General features: G+C 34.3%; 22 protein-coding genes and 8 pseudogenes. 11 read left to right on the top strand and 19 right to left on the bottom strand.

What is annotated here, in order from left to right; translation table 11 throughout:
* Together QW060_RS27335 and ybeY are read right to left on the bottom strand one after the other, a co-directional pair.
* Positions 1-538, bottom strand: a pseudogene (locus QW060_RS27335) (FAD-dependent oxidoreductase); the annotation flags it as partial.
* Positions 539-687: 149 nt separating this feature from the next.
* Positions 688-1,107 (bottom strand): rRNA maturation RNase YbeY, encoded by a 420-nt coding sequence (gene ybeY, locus QW060_RS27330; protein WP_290364480.1) that lies wholly within the window; start codon positions 1,105-1,107, stop codon positions 688-690.
* A 682-nt stretch (positions 1,108-1,789) separates the two neighbouring features.
* Between ybeY and QW060_RS27325 the strand changes: the two genes are divergently transcribed.
* Both QW060_RS27325 and QW060_RS27320 read left to right on the top strand, forming a co-directional pair.
* Positions 1,790-2,101, top strand: coding sequence for a hypothetical protein (locus tag QW060_RS27325; protein ID WP_290365638.1), 312 nt, complete (start codon positions 1,790-1,792; stop codon positions 2,099-2,101).
* 40 nt (positions 2,102-2,141) lie between these two features.
* Positions 2,142-2,345: a hypothetical protein gene (locus tag QW060_RS27320; RefSeq protein ID WP_290365637.1), complete on the top strand. Its 204-nt coding sequence runs from the start codon at positions 2,142-2,144 to the stop codon at positions 2,343-2,345.
* A 118-nt stretch (positions 2,346-2,463) separates the two neighbouring features.
* On the opposite strand, the gene QW060_RS27315 is transcribed toward QW060_RS27320, so the two are convergent.
* The 9 genes and pseudogenes from QW060_RS27315 to QW060_RS27275 form a co-directional block, all read right to left on the bottom strand.
* On the bottom strand, positions 2,464-2,646 hold the full coding sequence (locus QW060_RS27315) for a hypothetical protein (RefSeq protein ID WP_290365636.1): 183 nt from the start codon (positions 2,644-2,646) through the stop codon (positions 2,464-2,466).
* 100 nt (positions 2,647-2,746) lie between these two features.
* On the bottom strand, positions 2,747-3,019 hold the full coding sequence (locus QW060_RS27310; protein ID WP_290365635.1) for a hypothetical protein: 273 nt from the start codon (positions 3,017-3,019) through the stop codon (positions 2,747-2,749).
* Between the two features lie 103 nt (positions 3,020-3,122).
* On the bottom strand, positions 3,123-3,278 hold the full coding sequence (locus QW060_RS27305) for a hypothetical protein (RefSeq protein WP_290365634.1): 156 nt from the start codon (positions 3,276-3,278) through the stop codon (positions 3,123-3,125).
* Positions 3,265-3,432, bottom strand: a complete 168-nt coding sequence (locus tag QW060_RS27300) for a hypothetical protein (RefSeq protein ID WP_290365633.1) — start codon at positions 3,430-3,432, stop codon at positions 3,265-3,267. The genes QW060_RS27305 and QW060_RS27300 overlap by 14 nt, the downstream gene beginning before the upstream one ends.
* A gap of 176 nt (positions 3,433-3,608) precedes the next feature.
* Complete coding sequence (locus QW060_RS27295) at positions 3,609-3,971, bottom strand: glucosyltransferase domain-containing protein (protein WP_290365632.1); 363 nt, start codon at positions 3,969-3,971, stop codon at positions 3,609-3,611.
* Between the two features lie 14 nt (positions 3,972-3,985).
* The gene (locus tag QW060_RS27290) at positions 3,986-4,264 is read right to left on the bottom strand and encodes a hypothetical protein (protein ID WP_290365631.1); all 279 of its coding nucleotides are present in this window, start codon (positions 4,262-4,264) and stop codon (positions 3,986-3,988) included.
* A complete protein-coding gene (locus tag QW060_RS27285; RefSeq protein WP_290365630.1) occupies positions 4,216-4,656 on the bottom strand; it encodes a glycosyltransferase in 441 nt (146 codons plus the stop codon). The genes QW060_RS27290 and QW060_RS27285 overlap by 49 nt, the downstream gene beginning before the upstream one ends.
* Before the next feature lie 82 nt (positions 4,657-4,738).
* The gene (locus tag QW060_RS27280; protein ID WP_290365629.1) at positions 4,739-4,903 is read right to left on the bottom strand and encodes a glycosyltransferase; all 165 of its coding nucleotides are present in this window, start codon (positions 4,901-4,903) and stop codon (positions 4,739-4,741) included.
* Positions 4,904-4,979: 76 nt separating this feature from the next.
* Positions 4,980-6,223: pseudogene (locus QW060_RS27275) on the bottom strand (NAD(P)/FAD-dependent oxidoreductase).
* A 105-nt stretch (positions 6,224-6,328) separates the two neighbouring features.
* Between QW060_RS27275 and QW060_RS27270 the strand changes: the two are divergent.
* The 7 genes and pseudogenes from QW060_RS27270 (at position 6,329) to QW060_RS27240 (ending at position 12,019) form a co-directional block, all read left to right on the top strand.
* Positions 6,329-7,842 (top strand): annotated as a pseudogene (locus tag QW060_RS27270) (HAL/PAL/TAL family ammonia-lyase).
* Positions 7,843-7,884: 42 nt separating this feature from the next.
* A complete protein-coding gene (locus tag QW060_RS27265) occupies positions 7,885-8,115 on the top strand; it encodes an SDR family NAD(P)-dependent oxidoreductase (RefSeq protein WP_290365628.1) in 231 nt (76 codons plus the stop codon).
* A pseudogene (locus tag QW060_RS27260) lies at positions 8,084-8,617 on the top strand (SDR family oxidoreductase). The gene QW060_RS27265 and the pseudogene QW060_RS27260 overlap by 32 nt, the downstream one beginning before the upstream one ends.
* 3 nt (positions 8,618-8,620) lie before the next feature.
* Positions 8,621-9,833, top strand: a pseudogene (locus tag QW060_RS27255) (beta-ketoacyl-[acyl-carrier-protein] synthase family protein).
* 8 nt (positions 9,834-9,841) lie between these two features.
* Complete coding sequence (locus QW060_RS27250; protein ID WP_290364473.1) at positions 9,842-10,096, top strand: phosphopantetheine-binding protein; 255 nt, start codon at positions 9,842-9,844, stop codon at positions 10,094-10,096.
* A gap of 1 nt (position 10,097) precedes the next feature.
* Positions 10,098-10,960: pseudogene (locus tag QW060_RS27245) on the top strand (LpxL/LpxP family acyltransferase).
* Between the two features lie 151 nt (positions 10,961-11,111).
* Positions 11,112-12,019 (top strand): annotated as a pseudogene (locus QW060_RS27240) (dialkylrecorsinol condensing enzyme DarA).
* Between the two features lie 36 nt (positions 12,020-12,055).
* Here the strand turns inward: QW060_RS27240 and QW060_RS27235 are convergent.
* Both QW060_RS27235 and QW060_RS27230 read right to left on the bottom strand, forming a co-directional pair.
* Positions 12,056-12,616 carry a SprB repeat-containing protein gene (locus QW060_RS27235; protein WP_290365627.1) on the bottom strand — a complete coding sequence of 187 codons (561 nt, stop codon included), beginning with the start codon at positions 12,614-12,616 and terminating at the stop codon, positions 12,056-12,058.
* A 100-nt stretch (positions 12,617-12,716) separates the two neighbouring features.
* The gene (locus QW060_RS27230) at positions 12,717-12,896 is read right to left on the bottom strand and encodes a hypothetical protein (protein WP_290365626.1); all 180 of its coding nucleotides are present in this window, start codon (positions 12,894-12,896) and stop codon (positions 12,717-12,719) included.
* Between the two features lie 37 nt (positions 12,897-12,933).
* Between QW060_RS27230 and QW060_RS27225 the strand changes: the two genes are divergently transcribed.
* Positions 12,934-13,161 carry a hypothetical protein gene (locus QW060_RS27225; protein ID WP_290365625.1) on the top strand — a complete coding sequence of 76 codons (228 nt, stop codon included), beginning with the start codon at positions 12,934-12,936 and terminating at the stop codon, positions 13,159-13,161.
* A 72-nt stretch (positions 13,162-13,233) separates the two neighbouring features.
* On the opposite strand, the gene QW060_RS27220 is transcribed toward QW060_RS27225, so the two are convergent.
* From QW060_RS27220 to QW060_RS27195, 6 genes and pseudogenes are all read right to left on the bottom strand, one after another.
* Positions 13,234-13,365, bottom strand: coding sequence for a hypothetical protein (locus QW060_RS27220; RefSeq protein ID WP_290365624.1), 132 nt, complete (start codon positions 13,363-13,365; stop codon positions 13,234-13,236).
* Between the two features lie 173 nt (positions 13,366-13,538).
* Positions 13,539-13,693, bottom strand: a pseudogene (locus QW060_RS27215) (helix-turn-helix transcriptional regulator).
* Between the two features lie 76 nt (positions 13,694-13,769).
* On the bottom strand, positions 13,770-14,201 hold the full coding sequence (locus QW060_RS27210; protein WP_290365623.1) for a 7TM diverse intracellular signaling domain-containing protein: 432 nt from the start codon (positions 14,199-14,201) through the stop codon (positions 13,770-13,772).
* On the bottom strand, positions 14,119-14,697 hold the full coding sequence (locus tag QW060_RS27205) for a 7TM diverse intracellular signaling domain-containing protein (protein WP_290365622.1): 579 nt from the start codon (positions 14,695-14,697) through the stop codon (positions 14,119-14,121). The genes QW060_RS27210 and QW060_RS27205 overlap by 83 nt, the downstream gene beginning before the upstream one ends.
* On the bottom strand, positions 14,669-14,929 hold the full coding sequence (locus QW060_RS27200) for a hypothetical protein (protein ID WP_290365621.1): 261 nt from the start codon (positions 14,927-14,929) through the stop codon (positions 14,669-14,671). Before QW060_RS27200 ends, QW060_RS27205 begins: the two co-directional genes overlap by 29 nt.
* Positions 14,930-15,128: 199 nt before the next feature.
* The gene (locus tag QW060_RS27195) at positions 15,129-15,263 is read right to left on the bottom strand and encodes a hypothetical protein (RefSeq protein WP_290365620.1); all 135 of its coding nucleotides are present in this window, start codon (positions 15,261-15,263) and stop codon (positions 15,129-15,131) included.
* A gap of 86 nt (positions 15,264-15,349) precedes the next feature.
* Between QW060_RS27195 and QW060_RS27190 the strand changes: the two genes are divergently transcribed.
* Entirely contained in the window at positions 15,350-15,475 is a 126-nt protein-coding gene (locus tag QW060_RS27190) for a hypothetical protein (RefSeq protein WP_290365619.1), read from the top strand.
* Positions 15,476-15,589: the final 114 nt, after the last annotated feature.

Genomic DNA, 15,589 nt, shown 5'->3' with positions numbered 1-15,589 from the left:
TTTCCATTTTTGAATAATCAAGGCTTCTCCCATCTACACGCGGCGGAGTTCCTGTCTTCATACGACCAGCTTCAAAACCTATTTTCAACAGATCTTCAGTAATACCAAATGAAGCCCCCTCACCTGCTCGGCCACCACCAAATTGTTTTTCTCCAATATAATCAAACCATTTAGAAAAGTTCCATTGGTCAGTACAATTGTCTTTGCTTTTATCTCTATCCCCGATTGGTTTTTACACCAACTACTTTATGGTTTTCTACCAAAACGCTTGAAATCATTTCCTGATAAAAATCGAGATTTGAGTATTTTCCAACATGATTCTCCATGTTTCAGCAAAGCGCATTCGATCACTCTGAACTCTTGGTGACCACATAGCAGGTCCTTTAGATTTGTTCAGCATCTTAAACTGAATGGCAGTATTATCAGAAACAATTCCGGAGTATCCTCCCAAAGCATCAATTTCTCTTACTATCTGTCCTTTAGCAATTCCACCCATTGCAGGATTGCAAGACATTTGGGCAATATTTTGTAAACTCATTGTAACCAAAAGAGTTTTCATTCCCATATTAGCTGCGCTGCGGCTGCCTCAGATCCGGCATGACCAGCACCAACAACTATAACATCATATACATCAAACATACTCATTGTTCCACGTGAAACATTAAATTAATTTTTCAAGAAAGTATGCTATTGTTCCACGTGAAACATCTGCATTTTCTCTTCTTCTTTTGAGCGCATTAAGGCTGCTTCTTCTACAGATTTATCTTTGTATCCGCAATAGTGCAATACACCATGAGCCATAACTCGTAATAATTCTTCTTCAAATGATACCTCGAATTCTTTTGCATTCTCTTGTACTCTTTCTAATGAGATAAAAATATCACCTGATATAAGATTTCCTATTGTATAATCAAAACTGATGATATCAGTATAATCATCATGATTCAGATATTCTACATTAATTTTATGAAGATAGGCGTCATCGCAAAAGATATAATTGATCTCACCAGATATTTTGTTTTCTGACTCCACAACAGCATCAATCCAGTTTTCATATTTGGATTCAGACGCTAACTGAAATTCAGTTTCGTAATTAAATAGTACCATTATAAAAAAATATCTACAAAGGTAAACAGAAAATAAAAAGGAAATACTAAAAAATAAATAAAATTTTAAACTAATTATTTGAAAATCAATACAATAGTATATGATACCCATTTTATGCCCTAAATCAAACATAAGTTGTTATCAACATCTTTATAATAAAGAAAAAAGATTTTAAAAATTTAAAAAAAGATTTCTTCTTTATATTGCTTGTTAATTGTTAGCATAAGTTTTTTGAATACGCTTTGTTTATTGACTTATGAATACTTATCAACACTATATCAAATTATAACTGATTGAAAATTAAATACCTTTTATATTATATCAACATTGCGTTAAGGTTAAGTTAATGTTATGAACTGAAAAGTTTAGGGACCAAGTGATGTTGATAAGTACTTAAAATTGTTTGATAATATTCTGAGGATTTTTAAACTTCTCTTGCTTTTGTCTTTCCAATTCTTGTATTGTAATTATTATCTGTATTTCAAAAAAAAGTTGTTTTATTTATTTAAAGTTTTCAACAATTAAATTAATTTCTTAATGTATTGAATACAAGTAACATAACGATAATAATGAACAATGTTAAAATTTAAAGGTAATAATTCATTTTGTTGGTTAATTTTGAGGTCTTTAAAAAACTATATATGAAAACAAATGTATTATTATTAGTGTTGGTTCTTTTACAGTGAACGTATTTTCACAGAAACTAAAGACCGAACAGGGTTCTATAAACAATCTAAAAGGTATTAAGTCTTATAATCTGGTATTTGATTACTCGAATCTGAAAGTGGATAAGTTTGAAACAGAAGAAGCATTTTTGAAAGATAAAATGGCAAAAAGAGAGAAAACGGAACGCATGAAGAATTTAAACAATCCTGGTTTGCGGATCGTAACAATAGATATGAACCTAAATTTATTGAATCGTTTAACAAGCGTTTTGACAATGGCTCTATTAAGGCAGATAAAAATTTATCCTCTGCCACTCATGAAATGCTGATTACAACTACCTGGATCTATCCGGATATAATGTGGGCGTTATGAGACAACCTGCAAAAATCAATGCAACAATTACAGTGTATGATAAAAATAACCCTGCTGACATTCTTTACAAAGCGAGTATTCAAAAAGTAGAAGGTAACGGTACTATGGGTACTGATTATAACAGTGGATACCGTATATCTGAAGGTTATGCTAAACTTGCTAAAATACTCGCAGCAGATCTTAAAAAAGCGAATAAATAATAAAAAAAAAACCGTTACTCAGTAACGGTTTTTTTGGACTTCAAGTATTTTAAACCTTGCGTTTTTGTCATAAAAATTTTACACAACCAACTTATACATAAATTCATTTGATATGTATTTACTCATTTTTATCAAAATCAACAATAGCGATACCGTCTTTAATTCTTAGTGTATAATAGACGTTTTGATCTATAATAGGAAATTCTTTCATCTTAGCAAGAACATCTAAACGTTCCTGCCCTCCAATATATTCACTTGATATATTATCAAATTTATTCAGTCTGATAATTCCCCAACCCAACCATTATTTTCATATATCGGTGCCAGTTGGTAAATAAGCGGCATGGTGCTGAAATTAATCGTGATGTTTCGGTGTGCTGTTTTGTTTACTCCGTTTATAATTACTTTTGCTTACCATGCTCAAACAATTTAGGAGATAGAAGATTGATGATGTAATCGGAAAAATCATCTTGATTTTTTAAGTAAATAGCCAATTGTGACGACATTAAAAAAGAATAATAAATAAACGGTATAAATGAAATTACAGCCATAATATTTTTATAATTACTATTTAATGAAATTGCAAAATAGAGTCCGTAAATACCTACTGCCCAACCAATCATTGCACGTGGAACCCAGCGTGGCTCATATACAAACATATTTACACCTGCCATAAATATTAAAATACAAAAAATTAAAAAAGAGTAATACTTACTTTTATGAGTAAAGATTTATTAAACAGCGCTTTAAAATTATTTTTAAAGTAAATAACGATACTTAAAACACTAAAAAAAAGCAGGATATAAAAAACAAATCGGTAGAAGACAACATTAAAAGTTTTACCAAATCAAGCATGCTGTAAAAACGTTCTTCCAATAGCATTTTAAAATTATCATCAGTAAAGATAAAATCAGCTCTTCTATCTTGCAGCAAGTTTAAATTCTAACCATTTTAAAACTATTTTATAACTAAAAAAACCGATTATGAATGCGCTGGAGGCAATAAGTAAGCTCATTATTGCCGTTTTAAATTGATTGTTCCAAACCTCTTTCAGCAAAAGAAAACACAATATGATGCAATATGACAATGCTGAGGTTTGATACAACCCTAAATAAACATAAAAACACACTTATAACTGATACCGCAAAAAAGATCTTTTTATTATTATAAAATAAAAACGGAACGGCAATGCTCAATATAGATAAGCTGATCGGGATGCAATCGAACCTATATAATATAGTATTTCCAATAAAAACGGACAGGTCAACAGCAGAAAACTACCATAAAAAGCATTAATTTATTGCGAACACCTACAGAATACGAAATTATAAAGCCCGACAACGCCAAAATAACCGCGCTAATCATGTTTGAAAACGGATACAAACTGTACACAACTTCCTTTTGGAAAGATAATAAATGCATTATTTTTGAACTTACAAACCGTCCGTCATGATCCCAGTTATATCCTGCAACCGTTCTGTTTAAATCGTCTATATAATGCGTATTAGCTAAAACAATTGGTAAAACATATAAAATGGCAAGTGCTACTATTGATAGTATATAGGTTTTATTATTTTTAAGAATTTGAATGGATTCTGAAAACGGTTTAGATAAATAATCATTCATGTTTTTTATCGATTTTATGTTTTATAATATAACGTGGTCTGCGTTTGCTTTCTAAGTATGTTCTTCCTAAATATTCGCCTAAAACCGATACCAATTAGTTGAACACCTCCAAAAAAGAGTATGGCAACCATTAACGATGCATAACCCGACGCGTTTATTCCGAAAAAGAGTTTTTCAATAATAATTTTTAGTCCGTATAAGAATGATATAAAGGCAATAAAACTTCCAAAATACGTCCAGACTTTTAAAGGCAGGGTTGAAAAAGACGTGATTCCCTGTACAGCCAATTCCATAATTTAATGTAGTTGAACTTGGTTTTACCTTCTGTACGGCCTGGTCTGCTGTAATTTACTACAGTGGTTTCAAAACCAACCCAGCTCATTAATCCTTTCATAAAAAGCTGGTTTTCCTGTAAACTCACAATTTCATTTACAACCTTGCGGGTCATTAATCTGAAATCGCCTACATTTTCTTCCAGTTTTAAGGTCGACATTTTATTGTTCAACCTGTAAAACCATTGTGCCGAAAATCTTTTTACAACGGTATCGGTTTCTCTGTTGGCTCTCCTTGCCAAAACTACATCTGCCCCTTTTTCGTAAGCGGTAAGCATTTCAAAAATCAATTCAAAAGGATCCTGCAAATCAACATCCATAGGAATCATTAAATCACCTTCGGCATGTTCCACCCGGCAAATAAAGCTGCTTCTTTCCCAAAATTTCTCGAAAAAATTAATGCTTTACAATTTGTATGCTCAGTAATCAAGTGGTTTAGAATGGTTGTGTTTTATCTTTACTTCCATCATCGACAAATAAAACGCTTGCAGAGTATCCTTTATTCACTAAAGCTTCGTTAAATTTCAAAAACGTATTAAAAAAGGTATCAATACTTAATTCTTCGTTATAAACAGGAACAATTATACAGATCTGTTTCATAAATGACTGTAATTATAGGTACAGCCAAAAATACATTTTTTAATTTTACTAAAGTAAAAATAAAAACCGATGGTACTCAATCGGTTTTATTTTCTTTTTCCAGTTGTATCAGATGTGCCATATTCTTTATCACTTTATCGTGTTTTAGAACAAAAGGATTTTCTTTATTCCACACATAACCGCAAGTACGGCGCATATTTTTTCTTTTACATCAGGGTTTTCAGGCTGATGGTAGAAAAGTTCCTGCAAATTTCCTGTATACCATTCTTTTACATACGTTGTAAAAACACTAATGCCTTCTTTCATATAATCGGCATATTCCGTTTCCCAGTTCACCATTTCTCCATGCAGTTGTCGGAATGCCAGTTTAGCAGCCAGTATGCCCGATTCGGTAGCAAAACAGACACCTGAAGAAAATACAGGATCTAAAAATTCCGTACTGTTTCCGGTCATTACAAAACCTTCACCATACATTTGTTTCACAGCAACGGAATAATTGGTCAATTTTTTAGGTTCAAAAAGAAACGGAAGGCTTCCAAAACGTTTGATATAATAATCTGATTTTGAAATTGCATTTTGAAGTGCTTCTGTAGTATTTTCATCTGTTGAAAGAGCATTGATAAAATCCGTAGGACCGACAATACCTACACTGGTATTGCCATTTGAAAAAGGGATGACCCATAACCACACTTCTGTTTCCAGAATATCAAAAGAAATAAGGGTTCCCTCCTCACCTGCCGGTCGGTTAACATCTTTTATATGCGTAAAAATAGCCGAATGAGGATTGAGTTTCGAAGGTTCATCCAAATCCATTAATCGGGGTAAAACCCTTCCGTAACCGCTGGCGTCAATTAGAAACTCAGCTTCAATGATTTTTAGAGCACCTTCTTTTGTACGGATCGTAGTTTTTGAACGCGTACCTTCAAATACTACTTCGATTACTTCACTTTCAAATTCGATGTCAACACCTTTATTTTGTAGTTCATCTGTAATGGCTTTATCAAAATCGGCACGGGGTACCTGCCAGGTCCAGTCCCATCCTTTTCCGAATTTCTTACTGAAATCAAAAATGCATATTTCTTCTCCTCGGATAAACCGAGCACCTAATTTTTTTTCAAATCGGTAGTATCCAGTTTTTCAAATAAACCGCTTCATCGAAATGATCCATCACCCTGGAATCAAACTTTCGCCTACCACGATACGCGGAAATTTCGTTTTTTCAACAATCTTTATATTTATATTCTTTTATGCAGGTATCCGCAGCCACACTTCCGGACGGGCCGCACCGATTATCAACACATCAACATTTTCTGTGGTCATCATATCATATAATTTTAAAAAGATTAAATTTGCTGAAAATTATAGGGTCAAAGTTATTAACTATTTGCCATATTTTCTATTTATTAATTTATCTTTTAGCCGATAATGAACATTATCAATGAATATTTAACGCTGAGTGAATTTTCAAAATCATTTTTGAAAATAAGCAGATTGAAGTCCATCCTGAAGTAACCAGACGCGTGATTGAAAGTTTGAGTTTTTAAGAGACTTTTCATCCAATAAAGTCATTTATGGTGTCAATACAGGTTTCGGACCAATGCTCAATATCGCATAAAAGAAGAAGATTGCCTGCAATTACAGTTCAACCTGATCAAAGCCATTCTTCAGGTACGGGACAGCCTTTGTCAGCATTGCATACAAAAGCGGCAATTCTGGCTCGTTTAAACACTTTATCCAGAGGTAATTCCGCATTCATATATCCGTGATAGAACTGATGAAAGAATTGATCAACAGAGACATCACACCGTTGATTTTTCTCATGGAGGCGTTGGTGCAAGTGGTGATCTGGTACAATTGGCTCATCTTGCTCTGGTATTGATCGGTGAAGGTGAAGTGTTTTATAAAGGGGAACGCAAAAGCACACAGGAAGTATTTGCTATTGAAAATCTAAAGCCGATTGAAGTAAAAATAAGAGAAGCATCGGACTTATGAACGGTACATCGGTGATGACGGGGATTGGTATTGTAAATGTGCGCCAGGCAGAAACCTTATTGGATTATGCTGTAAAAGCTTCTTGTATGATTAATGAACTGGTACAGGCGTATGACGACCATTTGTCAGAAACCCTGAACCATACAAAGCTTCATAAAGGACAGCAAAAAATCGCTGCGAAATGAGACCCATCTGCAGATAGTCAACTGGTGCGCAAAAGAGCCGATCACTTATACAGCGGTACCAATAAAGAAGAGGTATTTAAAGAAAAAGTACAGGAATATTATTCCATTCGCTGTATTCCTCAGATATTGGGACCTATTTCCGATACCATAGAAATGTTGGTACCATTCTTGAAAATGAAATCAACTCTGCCAATGACAACCCAATCATTGATGTTGCAACACAGCAGGTATACCATGGTGGTAATTTTCACGGAGATTATGTTGCACTGGAAATGGATAAACTGAAACTGGTGATTACAAAACTGAGCATGCTGGCAGAGCGTCAGCTCAATTATTTGCTCAATGCCAAAATAAATGAACTATTACCTCCGTTTGTTAATTTAGGAAAACTCGGATTTAATTTTGGAATGCAGGGTACAGTTTACTGCTACTTCTACTACAGCAGAAAATCAGGCATTATCCACTTCCATGTATGTACACAGCATACCGAATAACAACGACAATCAGGATATTGTAAGCATGGGTACCAATGCAGCCCTTATGTGCAGTAAAGTAATAGAAAATGCTTTTGAAGTATTGGCCATAGAATACATAACCATTGCACAGGCAATAGATGCACTGGAGATAACGGCTAAACTGTCACAATCTTCTAAAAAAGAATACGACAACATACGCCGTATCGTGGCAACCTTCAGTGAAGATCAGATCATGTATCCTTATGTACAAAAAGTAAAAGAATATTTAATGCAAGCCATAAATTAATAAACATAATTTAATTTAAATTCGTGTTTATACTATAAATAAATGACAATCAATGAAGTGTGCTTAGTTACCGGAGGTTCAAGAGGAATAGGAAAAGCAATTTGTTTAAAACTGGCATCGGAGAATGCCTACCATATACTCATAAATTATCAGTCCAATAAAGAAGCTGCGTTGCAGACATTGGCAGAAATAGAGGCTTTAGGAGCTACTGCAGAAATACTTAAATTTGATGTAGCAGATCATGAAGCAGTCAATAAGGTATTGCATACCTGAAAGAAAACAATCCGCAGCGGTTGTGGAAGTCATTGTTAACAATGCCGGAATCACACGTGACGGATTATTTATGTGGATGCAGCCTGAGGACTGGAAATCAGTTATAGATATCACATTAAATGGTTTTTATAACGTGACCAATTTCTTTATTCAGGAAATGCTGCGCAGCAAGTACGGCAGAATCATAAACATGGTTTCCGTTTCCGAGTAAAAAACTCGGGCCAGACCAACTATTCAGCAGCCAAAGGAGCACTTGTTGCGGCTACAAAAGCCTTGCTCAGGAAGTTGCCAAACGAAAAATAACCGTGAATGCTGTAGCTCCGGTTTTATAAGAACCGATATGACAGCGGATCTCGATGAAAAAGAACTCATAAAAATGATACCTGCCAACCGATTTGGAGAAGCGGAAGAAGTAGCGAATCTCGTTGCTTTTCTGGCGTCGGATAAAGCAGGCTATATTACGGGCGAAACCATAAATATAAACGGAGGTATTTATTCTTAAGGTATGGACAACAGAGTAGTTATTACCGAATGGGAATTTATTCCTGTATTGGAACTTCTCTTGAAGAAGTAAAACAATCATTATACGAAGGAAAATCAGGAATTGTTTTTGATCCTGAAAGAAAACCATACGGATTTCAGTCTGCTTTAACCGAAAGGTTCCGGTACCCGATCTGAAAAAAGTACTGCACCGCCGTCAGCGTATTACCATTGGTGAAGAAACGGAATATGCATATCTGGCTACAATGGAGGCACTTAAAAATGCAGTATAGATGAAGCCTTTTTTAACAAAAATGAAATAGGACTTATATACGGAAATGACAGTGTCTCAAAAGCTGTCATTGATGCAACCGATATTGTGCGTGAAAAAAAGGATACGGCTTTGATTGGTTCGGGGCTATTTCAAATCAATGAATTCCACGATCACCATGAACCTCTCCACTATCTCAATATTACGGGTATCAATATGACCATCAGTGCTGCTTGCGCAAGTGGTTCTCATGCTATTGGTTTGGCTATATGATGATCAAAAACGGTTTACAGGATACTGTGATTTGTGGTGGAGCTCAGGAAATTAATAAATATGCCATGGCGAGCTTTGACGGATTAGGCGTTTTTTCTCCTCAGGAAAAAGAGCCGGCAAAAGCTTCACGGCCTTTTGATGTCTCACGGATGGATTAGTTCCCAGCGGAGGCGGAGCAACCATCATTCTCGAGAGTTATGAATCGGCTGTAAAGAGAGGGCTCCTATTATTGCAGAAATTGTCGGGTATGGATTTTCGTCTAATGGTGGTCATATCTCCACACCCAACGTAGAAGGTCCCGCAACGGCTATGAAAAAAGCATTGAAACAGGCCGACTAAAACCAGAAGAGATAGCCTACATCAATGCTCATGCTACCTCTACTCCTGTTGGAGATGCCAATGAAGCGAAAGCTATTCATGAAGTATTCGGAGCATCAAGACCGTACGTGAGTTCGACCAAATCAATGACTGGCCATGAATGTTGGATGGCAGGTGCCAGCGAAATTATTTATTCAACGTTGATGATGCAGCATTCTTTTATAGCGCCCAACATCAATTTAGAACAGCCTGATGAAGATGCAAATTGTTAAATATTGCAACTAAAAACAATAAATAAAGAATTTGACATATATTTGTCCAACTCTTTTGGGTTGGTGGCACGAATTCTGCTATAATCGTAAAAAAGATAAAATAAAAGCATAAATGAAGATGGAAGCAATCATTGAAAAGGTAAATGATATTTTAGTTGAAGAGTTTGAAATCGATGCAGAACTTATTTCCGACGAAAAAAATTTAAAAGAAACATTGGATCTGGATAGCCTTGACTATGTAGATCTGGTAGTAATTATTGAATCTAATTTTGGGGTAAAATTAGGAGAAGCAGACTTTGTCGGAATTAATACATTCCAAGACTTCTATAACGTAATTGAGGATAAAATTACGGTAAAAGCATCGTAACATGAGTCAGTGGGACGGTAAGTCTAAAGGAACCCTTTTAGGATATAAAATATTTGTTTTTAGTATAAAAAAGCTCGAATCAGAGCAGCTTACGGACTGCTGATTTTTGTAGCTTTTTATTATTTTATATTCTATCCCAAGAGTTTCCGCGATATCTTTTATTACCTGCACAAAAGACAGGGGTTTTCCTATGTAAATCCATTTTTATGGTCTATGGGAGTTACTTTACGTTTGGAAAGGTATTAATCGATAAAACGGGCAATTTCTGCAGGAATGCGCGAAAAATTTACCTATGAGTTTGACGGTATAGAAACACTTAAAGAATTATTACACGAAAAAAAGGAGGTATTCTCATCAGTGCTCATGTAGGTAATTTTGAAGTAGCGGAAAAATTCTTTGCGGATATCGATATGGATTTTCAAATCCATTTGGTTACGACTGATCAGGAACATTCGGTTATAAAAAAATATATGGAAGGTATTTCCGGAAAACCCAGATGAAATTCATTTTTGTAAAAGAAGATATGTCCCATATTTTTGAAATCAACAATGCATTGGCTGCCAACGGACTGATTTGCTTTACCGGAGACCGCTATTTTGAAGGATCTAAAACCATGTCTGAAAAATTTTTAGGAAGAGAAGCTACTTTCCTGCAGGACCGTTTTTAATTGCTTCCCGCCTTAAAGTTCCGGTTGCCTATGTATATGTAATGAAAGAAAAAAATCTGCATTATCATTTATATGCCCGCAGGTCAGAGACGATTAAACACAGAGATGCGAAAGGATTACTATATTCATATGTACAAAGTGTGGAACAGATGGTAAAAAAATATCCGTTACAGTGGTTTAACTATTTTGATTTTTGAAAAACGTTTAACGGAGCTGTTTTGTTTTTCATCCTATAACAGAAATGGGAAATATTTCCCGGTTTTTAAGAGATAAAATAAGCGAATCCAAAAAAAGATACCGGTCTAATTTAATAAATTGTAATACTTTTACAACTCGCAAAAGAGGAAGATGAAAAACGTATTGATACTATATTATTCACAATCAGGCCAGCTAAAAGAAATTGCAGATTCCATCTGTAAGCCTTTTCTGAATGACAACGAAATAGAAGTAACATACTATCAGATTAAAATGCAGCAGGAATTTCCTTTTCCGTGGAATTCAGAGGCTTTTTTTAATGTTTTTCCGGAAACATTTCAGCAGATTCCTCAGCAAATCATACCTCCGGAACCGGAAATAACATCCAAAAAATACGATCTTATCCTGTTTTATTATCAGTTTGGTACCTTACCCCTTCTCTACCCGTCATTTCGTTTCTGAAAAGCAATTATGCTGCTCAGTTGCTTAAAGATACTCCGTAATCACCGTAAGCGGCAGCAGAAATATGTGGGTATTTGCACAAGAAAAAATAAAAAAGCTACTGGCAGCTCATAAGGCTGTATTAGTAGGCAATATTGCATTGACAGACCGAAACATCAACCTGGTCAGTGTTATTACGGTAGTGGACTGGATGTTTTCCGGAATCAAAAGAAAAACATACGGTTTTCTTCCTTTACCCGTGTTTCCCAACAAGAAATCACAGCAGCCGAAAAATTCGGTCATCTCATCAAACCATATCTGATGGCAAACTATTACGAAGGATTGCAAAAAGAACTGGTGCGTAATAATGCGGTTGAAATAAGGCATTTTTTGGTCTCTATGGATAAAAAAGCTAACAAAATGTTCCGTATATGGTCCCGTCTGATCTTAAAAAATCCCTCGAAAAGAAAAATGCTAATCCGCTTTTTAATTATTATTTATTTATAGCCATCTGGTTGTTATCACCGATCGTACATTTAATAGAAACCCTTTTGTATCCTCTTTTGTATTTTAAAATCAGGAAAGAAAAGAAATATTATCAAGGAATAAGTCAACGATGAAAGAAGTTTACATAAATAAAACCTCTCATTTTTTACCTAATGATGCCATTGTTTGTTAATGAAGTAGTAGCTGTTAAAGCAGCAGGCTGTAATAGTAACCCGTAGCGATTTTGTTTTATTGGTAGCATCTGTCACAGTAACTGTGTAAGTTCCGGCAACCAATCCGGTTGCTGTTGCTGCTGTGCCACCAGAAGGAGACCATGAATAGGTATAGGGTGCAGTTCCTCCCGAAACACTTACTGTGGCAGCTCCCGTAGCACTACCATTACAGGCTACATTGGTCTGACTGCTCAAAGTAACTGTTGGAGTATCAAGATCTATCACTAAATTAGAATCTTTAACCCAGGTAAAAGCATCAAGAGCGGCATAAGTGTATCCTCCACCCAGTGTAATTTGCAATTGATCAATAATAATATTGCTGTAATTCTGTCCGTTCAGATTGGTCAGGTCAATCAAGGTATAGCCATTGGCTGTTGCCACGGAAGTATTAAAACCAGTGGTTTTGGTTTGGGTAAATTTTGTTACGCCACTGAGTTTTCCTGTTATTGTTAGAGTTCCTGCAGTGCTCAAATTTAAATTAGCATCTGACAAATACACCCAAAATCTGTTTACTTTAAACAGATTAGAAGTTGTTTTAATACTAAATGAAGCTCCGTTTTGAGGTGTAAGGCTATTGTCAATGTACCGATTATCTATATTAGTTCCGCTCCACCAGTAGCTGGATAATTAGCCTGAATATCAAATGTACTCGCGTGAGAAATAATATTAAATATGACACCGTTATCAGTAAAGCTAGTACTACCATTTGATCAGTTTCAAATTGTTCAGTACTTGTCTGTGCATACATGGTATTAGAGAGAATCAGTACGATTATCAATAATAATGAATAAATTTTTTCATACTTTCTCTCATTAATGATTATTTACGATTCGCACACTCTGATTTTTGAAAATATAAGTGTTGATATTGTTCTTTGTCATCGTAGAATTATTGCTATCAGTGACATTGCCGGGACAAAACCGAGTTCAAAAGACCGCTGTTACAGACGGTCGTCTTTGCTGCAGATTCACTTGCGAAAAACAACAGCAGATACATCAGGAAAAAGAGTCCTGAATACTGAGAATAGAATTTCCTCATTTTGAATAGTGTTAAATGGTTAATGAAGTTTTTGTATAGTTCAATACCAAACGTACCTTTTTTTGTTAAAAAATACACTATACCAAAGTATAGTTGTAAACAAATAAAATGCTGAAAATAAATAAGTTACAACCACTACCCAAATGGATAGATGCAAATACCAACTTGTGAATATCAGAATTTGTGTTTTTTGTACCGGAATAAAGCATAAAAAAACATCTTATTTTTCCATATTAAAATAGTGTGTTTTGCCTTATATAAAACTCTATTTCTTTGTATAAAATTTATGTAAATACACAAAAAAACAGCACTAAAGCGCTGTTTATGGAGTAAAAAAATGGGATCAATTCTGTTATTAAATAACCGGACAGTTTCTCTTTTTCTATTTTCTATGTAGTAATTTAATTGCCTGAGTTCTATTCTTAATATCCAGTTTCGAATACAGATTACCGATATGAAATTTAACGGTACTTAATGATAAAAACATTGAGCCGCTATTTCCTGATTAGATAATCCGTTATTGATTCCTTCCAGCACCTGTAATTCTCTTTCTGTAAGATTGAATTTTTTTACCAGATCGCAAGACTAATCTCTGTATCAGATGGAACAGAGCTTATGGGTTGTACTTTTTTTTTTCTGTTTCAAGCTCCTGAATATATCTTTTGATTTCTGTCTTAAAATGAGTATTCTCTGCCCTTACCTTTCTAATTTTGTAAATGATGGCAAAACTAATGGTTATGATCTCAAAAGAACTGGCCAGTTTAAAGGTATTTCTCCCAAACATAGCTGCTTCTAAAACCCCGTATTGATGCAGATTATAGAGCAGTCCGAAAAGCAGTACCATACCCAAAGTGAAGATAAGAAAACGAGCCAGTATTTCTTTTCTAAAAAGTTTTATAGCGGCATGGCAACATAATAAGGCGGCAATGAAATTAAAAATATTGCAGACCGATAAAAGAATGTTATTGTGAAAAATAAAGAAAAGTAAGGCAAATAAAAAAGACAAAGAAAGCACCGCACACTCTCCTGATAAAAGCCGCATCATATTTTTTTAACTCTAAGAAGTAATAAGTAAATATACAGGCAATAAGAGCAGTAACCGGTGAAGTAATCATCGTAAAATTATTCAACAGCCACGGATTGGTCGTTAAAAAGCTAAACAGGCCATCTTCATATAAAAACATCATTGCTACTGAAAAAAGTAGTAAAGAATAAGTAATAAATCGCTTGTCTTTAAATACAAAATAAAAAACGATGTTGAAAATTAAGGACATGATCACAATCCCATAATACAATCCTAAATATAAAAATGATTTGCTTTCTTTTTTATAGAATTCATCTACCGTCGCCACTTCCAAATCAATAAGACTAAAGTTGTTTATTTTGGCTCTCAGATAAATTTCTGAAGCAGTTGTGGTAATTTTAAACTGATTAAAACGCGTAGTTTCTTCTTTTAATGACCGGAAATTGTTTCCTGTTCGTTCAACAAATAAGAGACTATCTCCGTATTTTTCAAACAAAGACAATTCCTGAAAATTCATATTTGAAACGGTAAGTATTATCGAATGTTTTGCTGCTCAGCGACAGTTTATATTTAAACCAATGTGTATCATCATGTTTGTCATAATAATGAAACAGAGAAGTCTGATTGGTTTGCTCAAACTGCAAGGGAACTATTTCTTGCAAAGCGATATCGGTATCTTTTTGAAGACTCCCATAAGAAAAAGAGCTCCACGAAAAAATGAAGAAAATAAGTGATAAAAAATGTTTCAAAGGATGTGTTTTTTGATTGCAAAAATATCATTTTTAAAACACCACCCATATTTTATTTTCATTTTGTTTATGTTATATTTTTAAAATAAAAATACAGAATGGATAAATAAGCTACCAATATGATCATAAATAAACAAAAACATTCTAAAATCAAAAATGAACTTTTACTAAAAAAGCCCGCTTAAAAGCAGGCTTCTAACTAATTCAGTTGTTTCAACATCTTTGAGAAATCTTCTAATTCTATATTAACACGCGATTGTATCAGACTTATTTCTCCGTCTTCTATTGTCTTTATAACAATGTGTGTGATTTTATCCTTCCTTTCTATTGCCATGATAGCGAATTGTTCTTCTGAAGTGTTTATGCTGATGTATTCTTCATATCCGTCTTTTTAAGTGCAGTATTCAAATCTGTTATCACTTGCGATCCCACATTTTCAATCACTACAGTACGGGTAGTTTTATATATTTAAGAAATGGCTTTAATTCTTTTTCTTTACTGACCATTTTTAGCAATAACTTAGGAATTCTTACACTTGTAGATTGATCGTCATATTTTTTTATAAAACTGATCCATTTCTTTATTTCTGAATGAAGCACATGACAAACTCATCATCAGAATAATAAGGACTAAAAATTTATGGTGTCTCATTTTTTTCTG

The organism is Paenimyroides ceti (genome assembly GCF_030409925.1).
The sequence above is the reverse complement of the archived record's forward strand: the minus strand, read 5'-3'. Positions and strand labels throughout refer to the sequence as shown.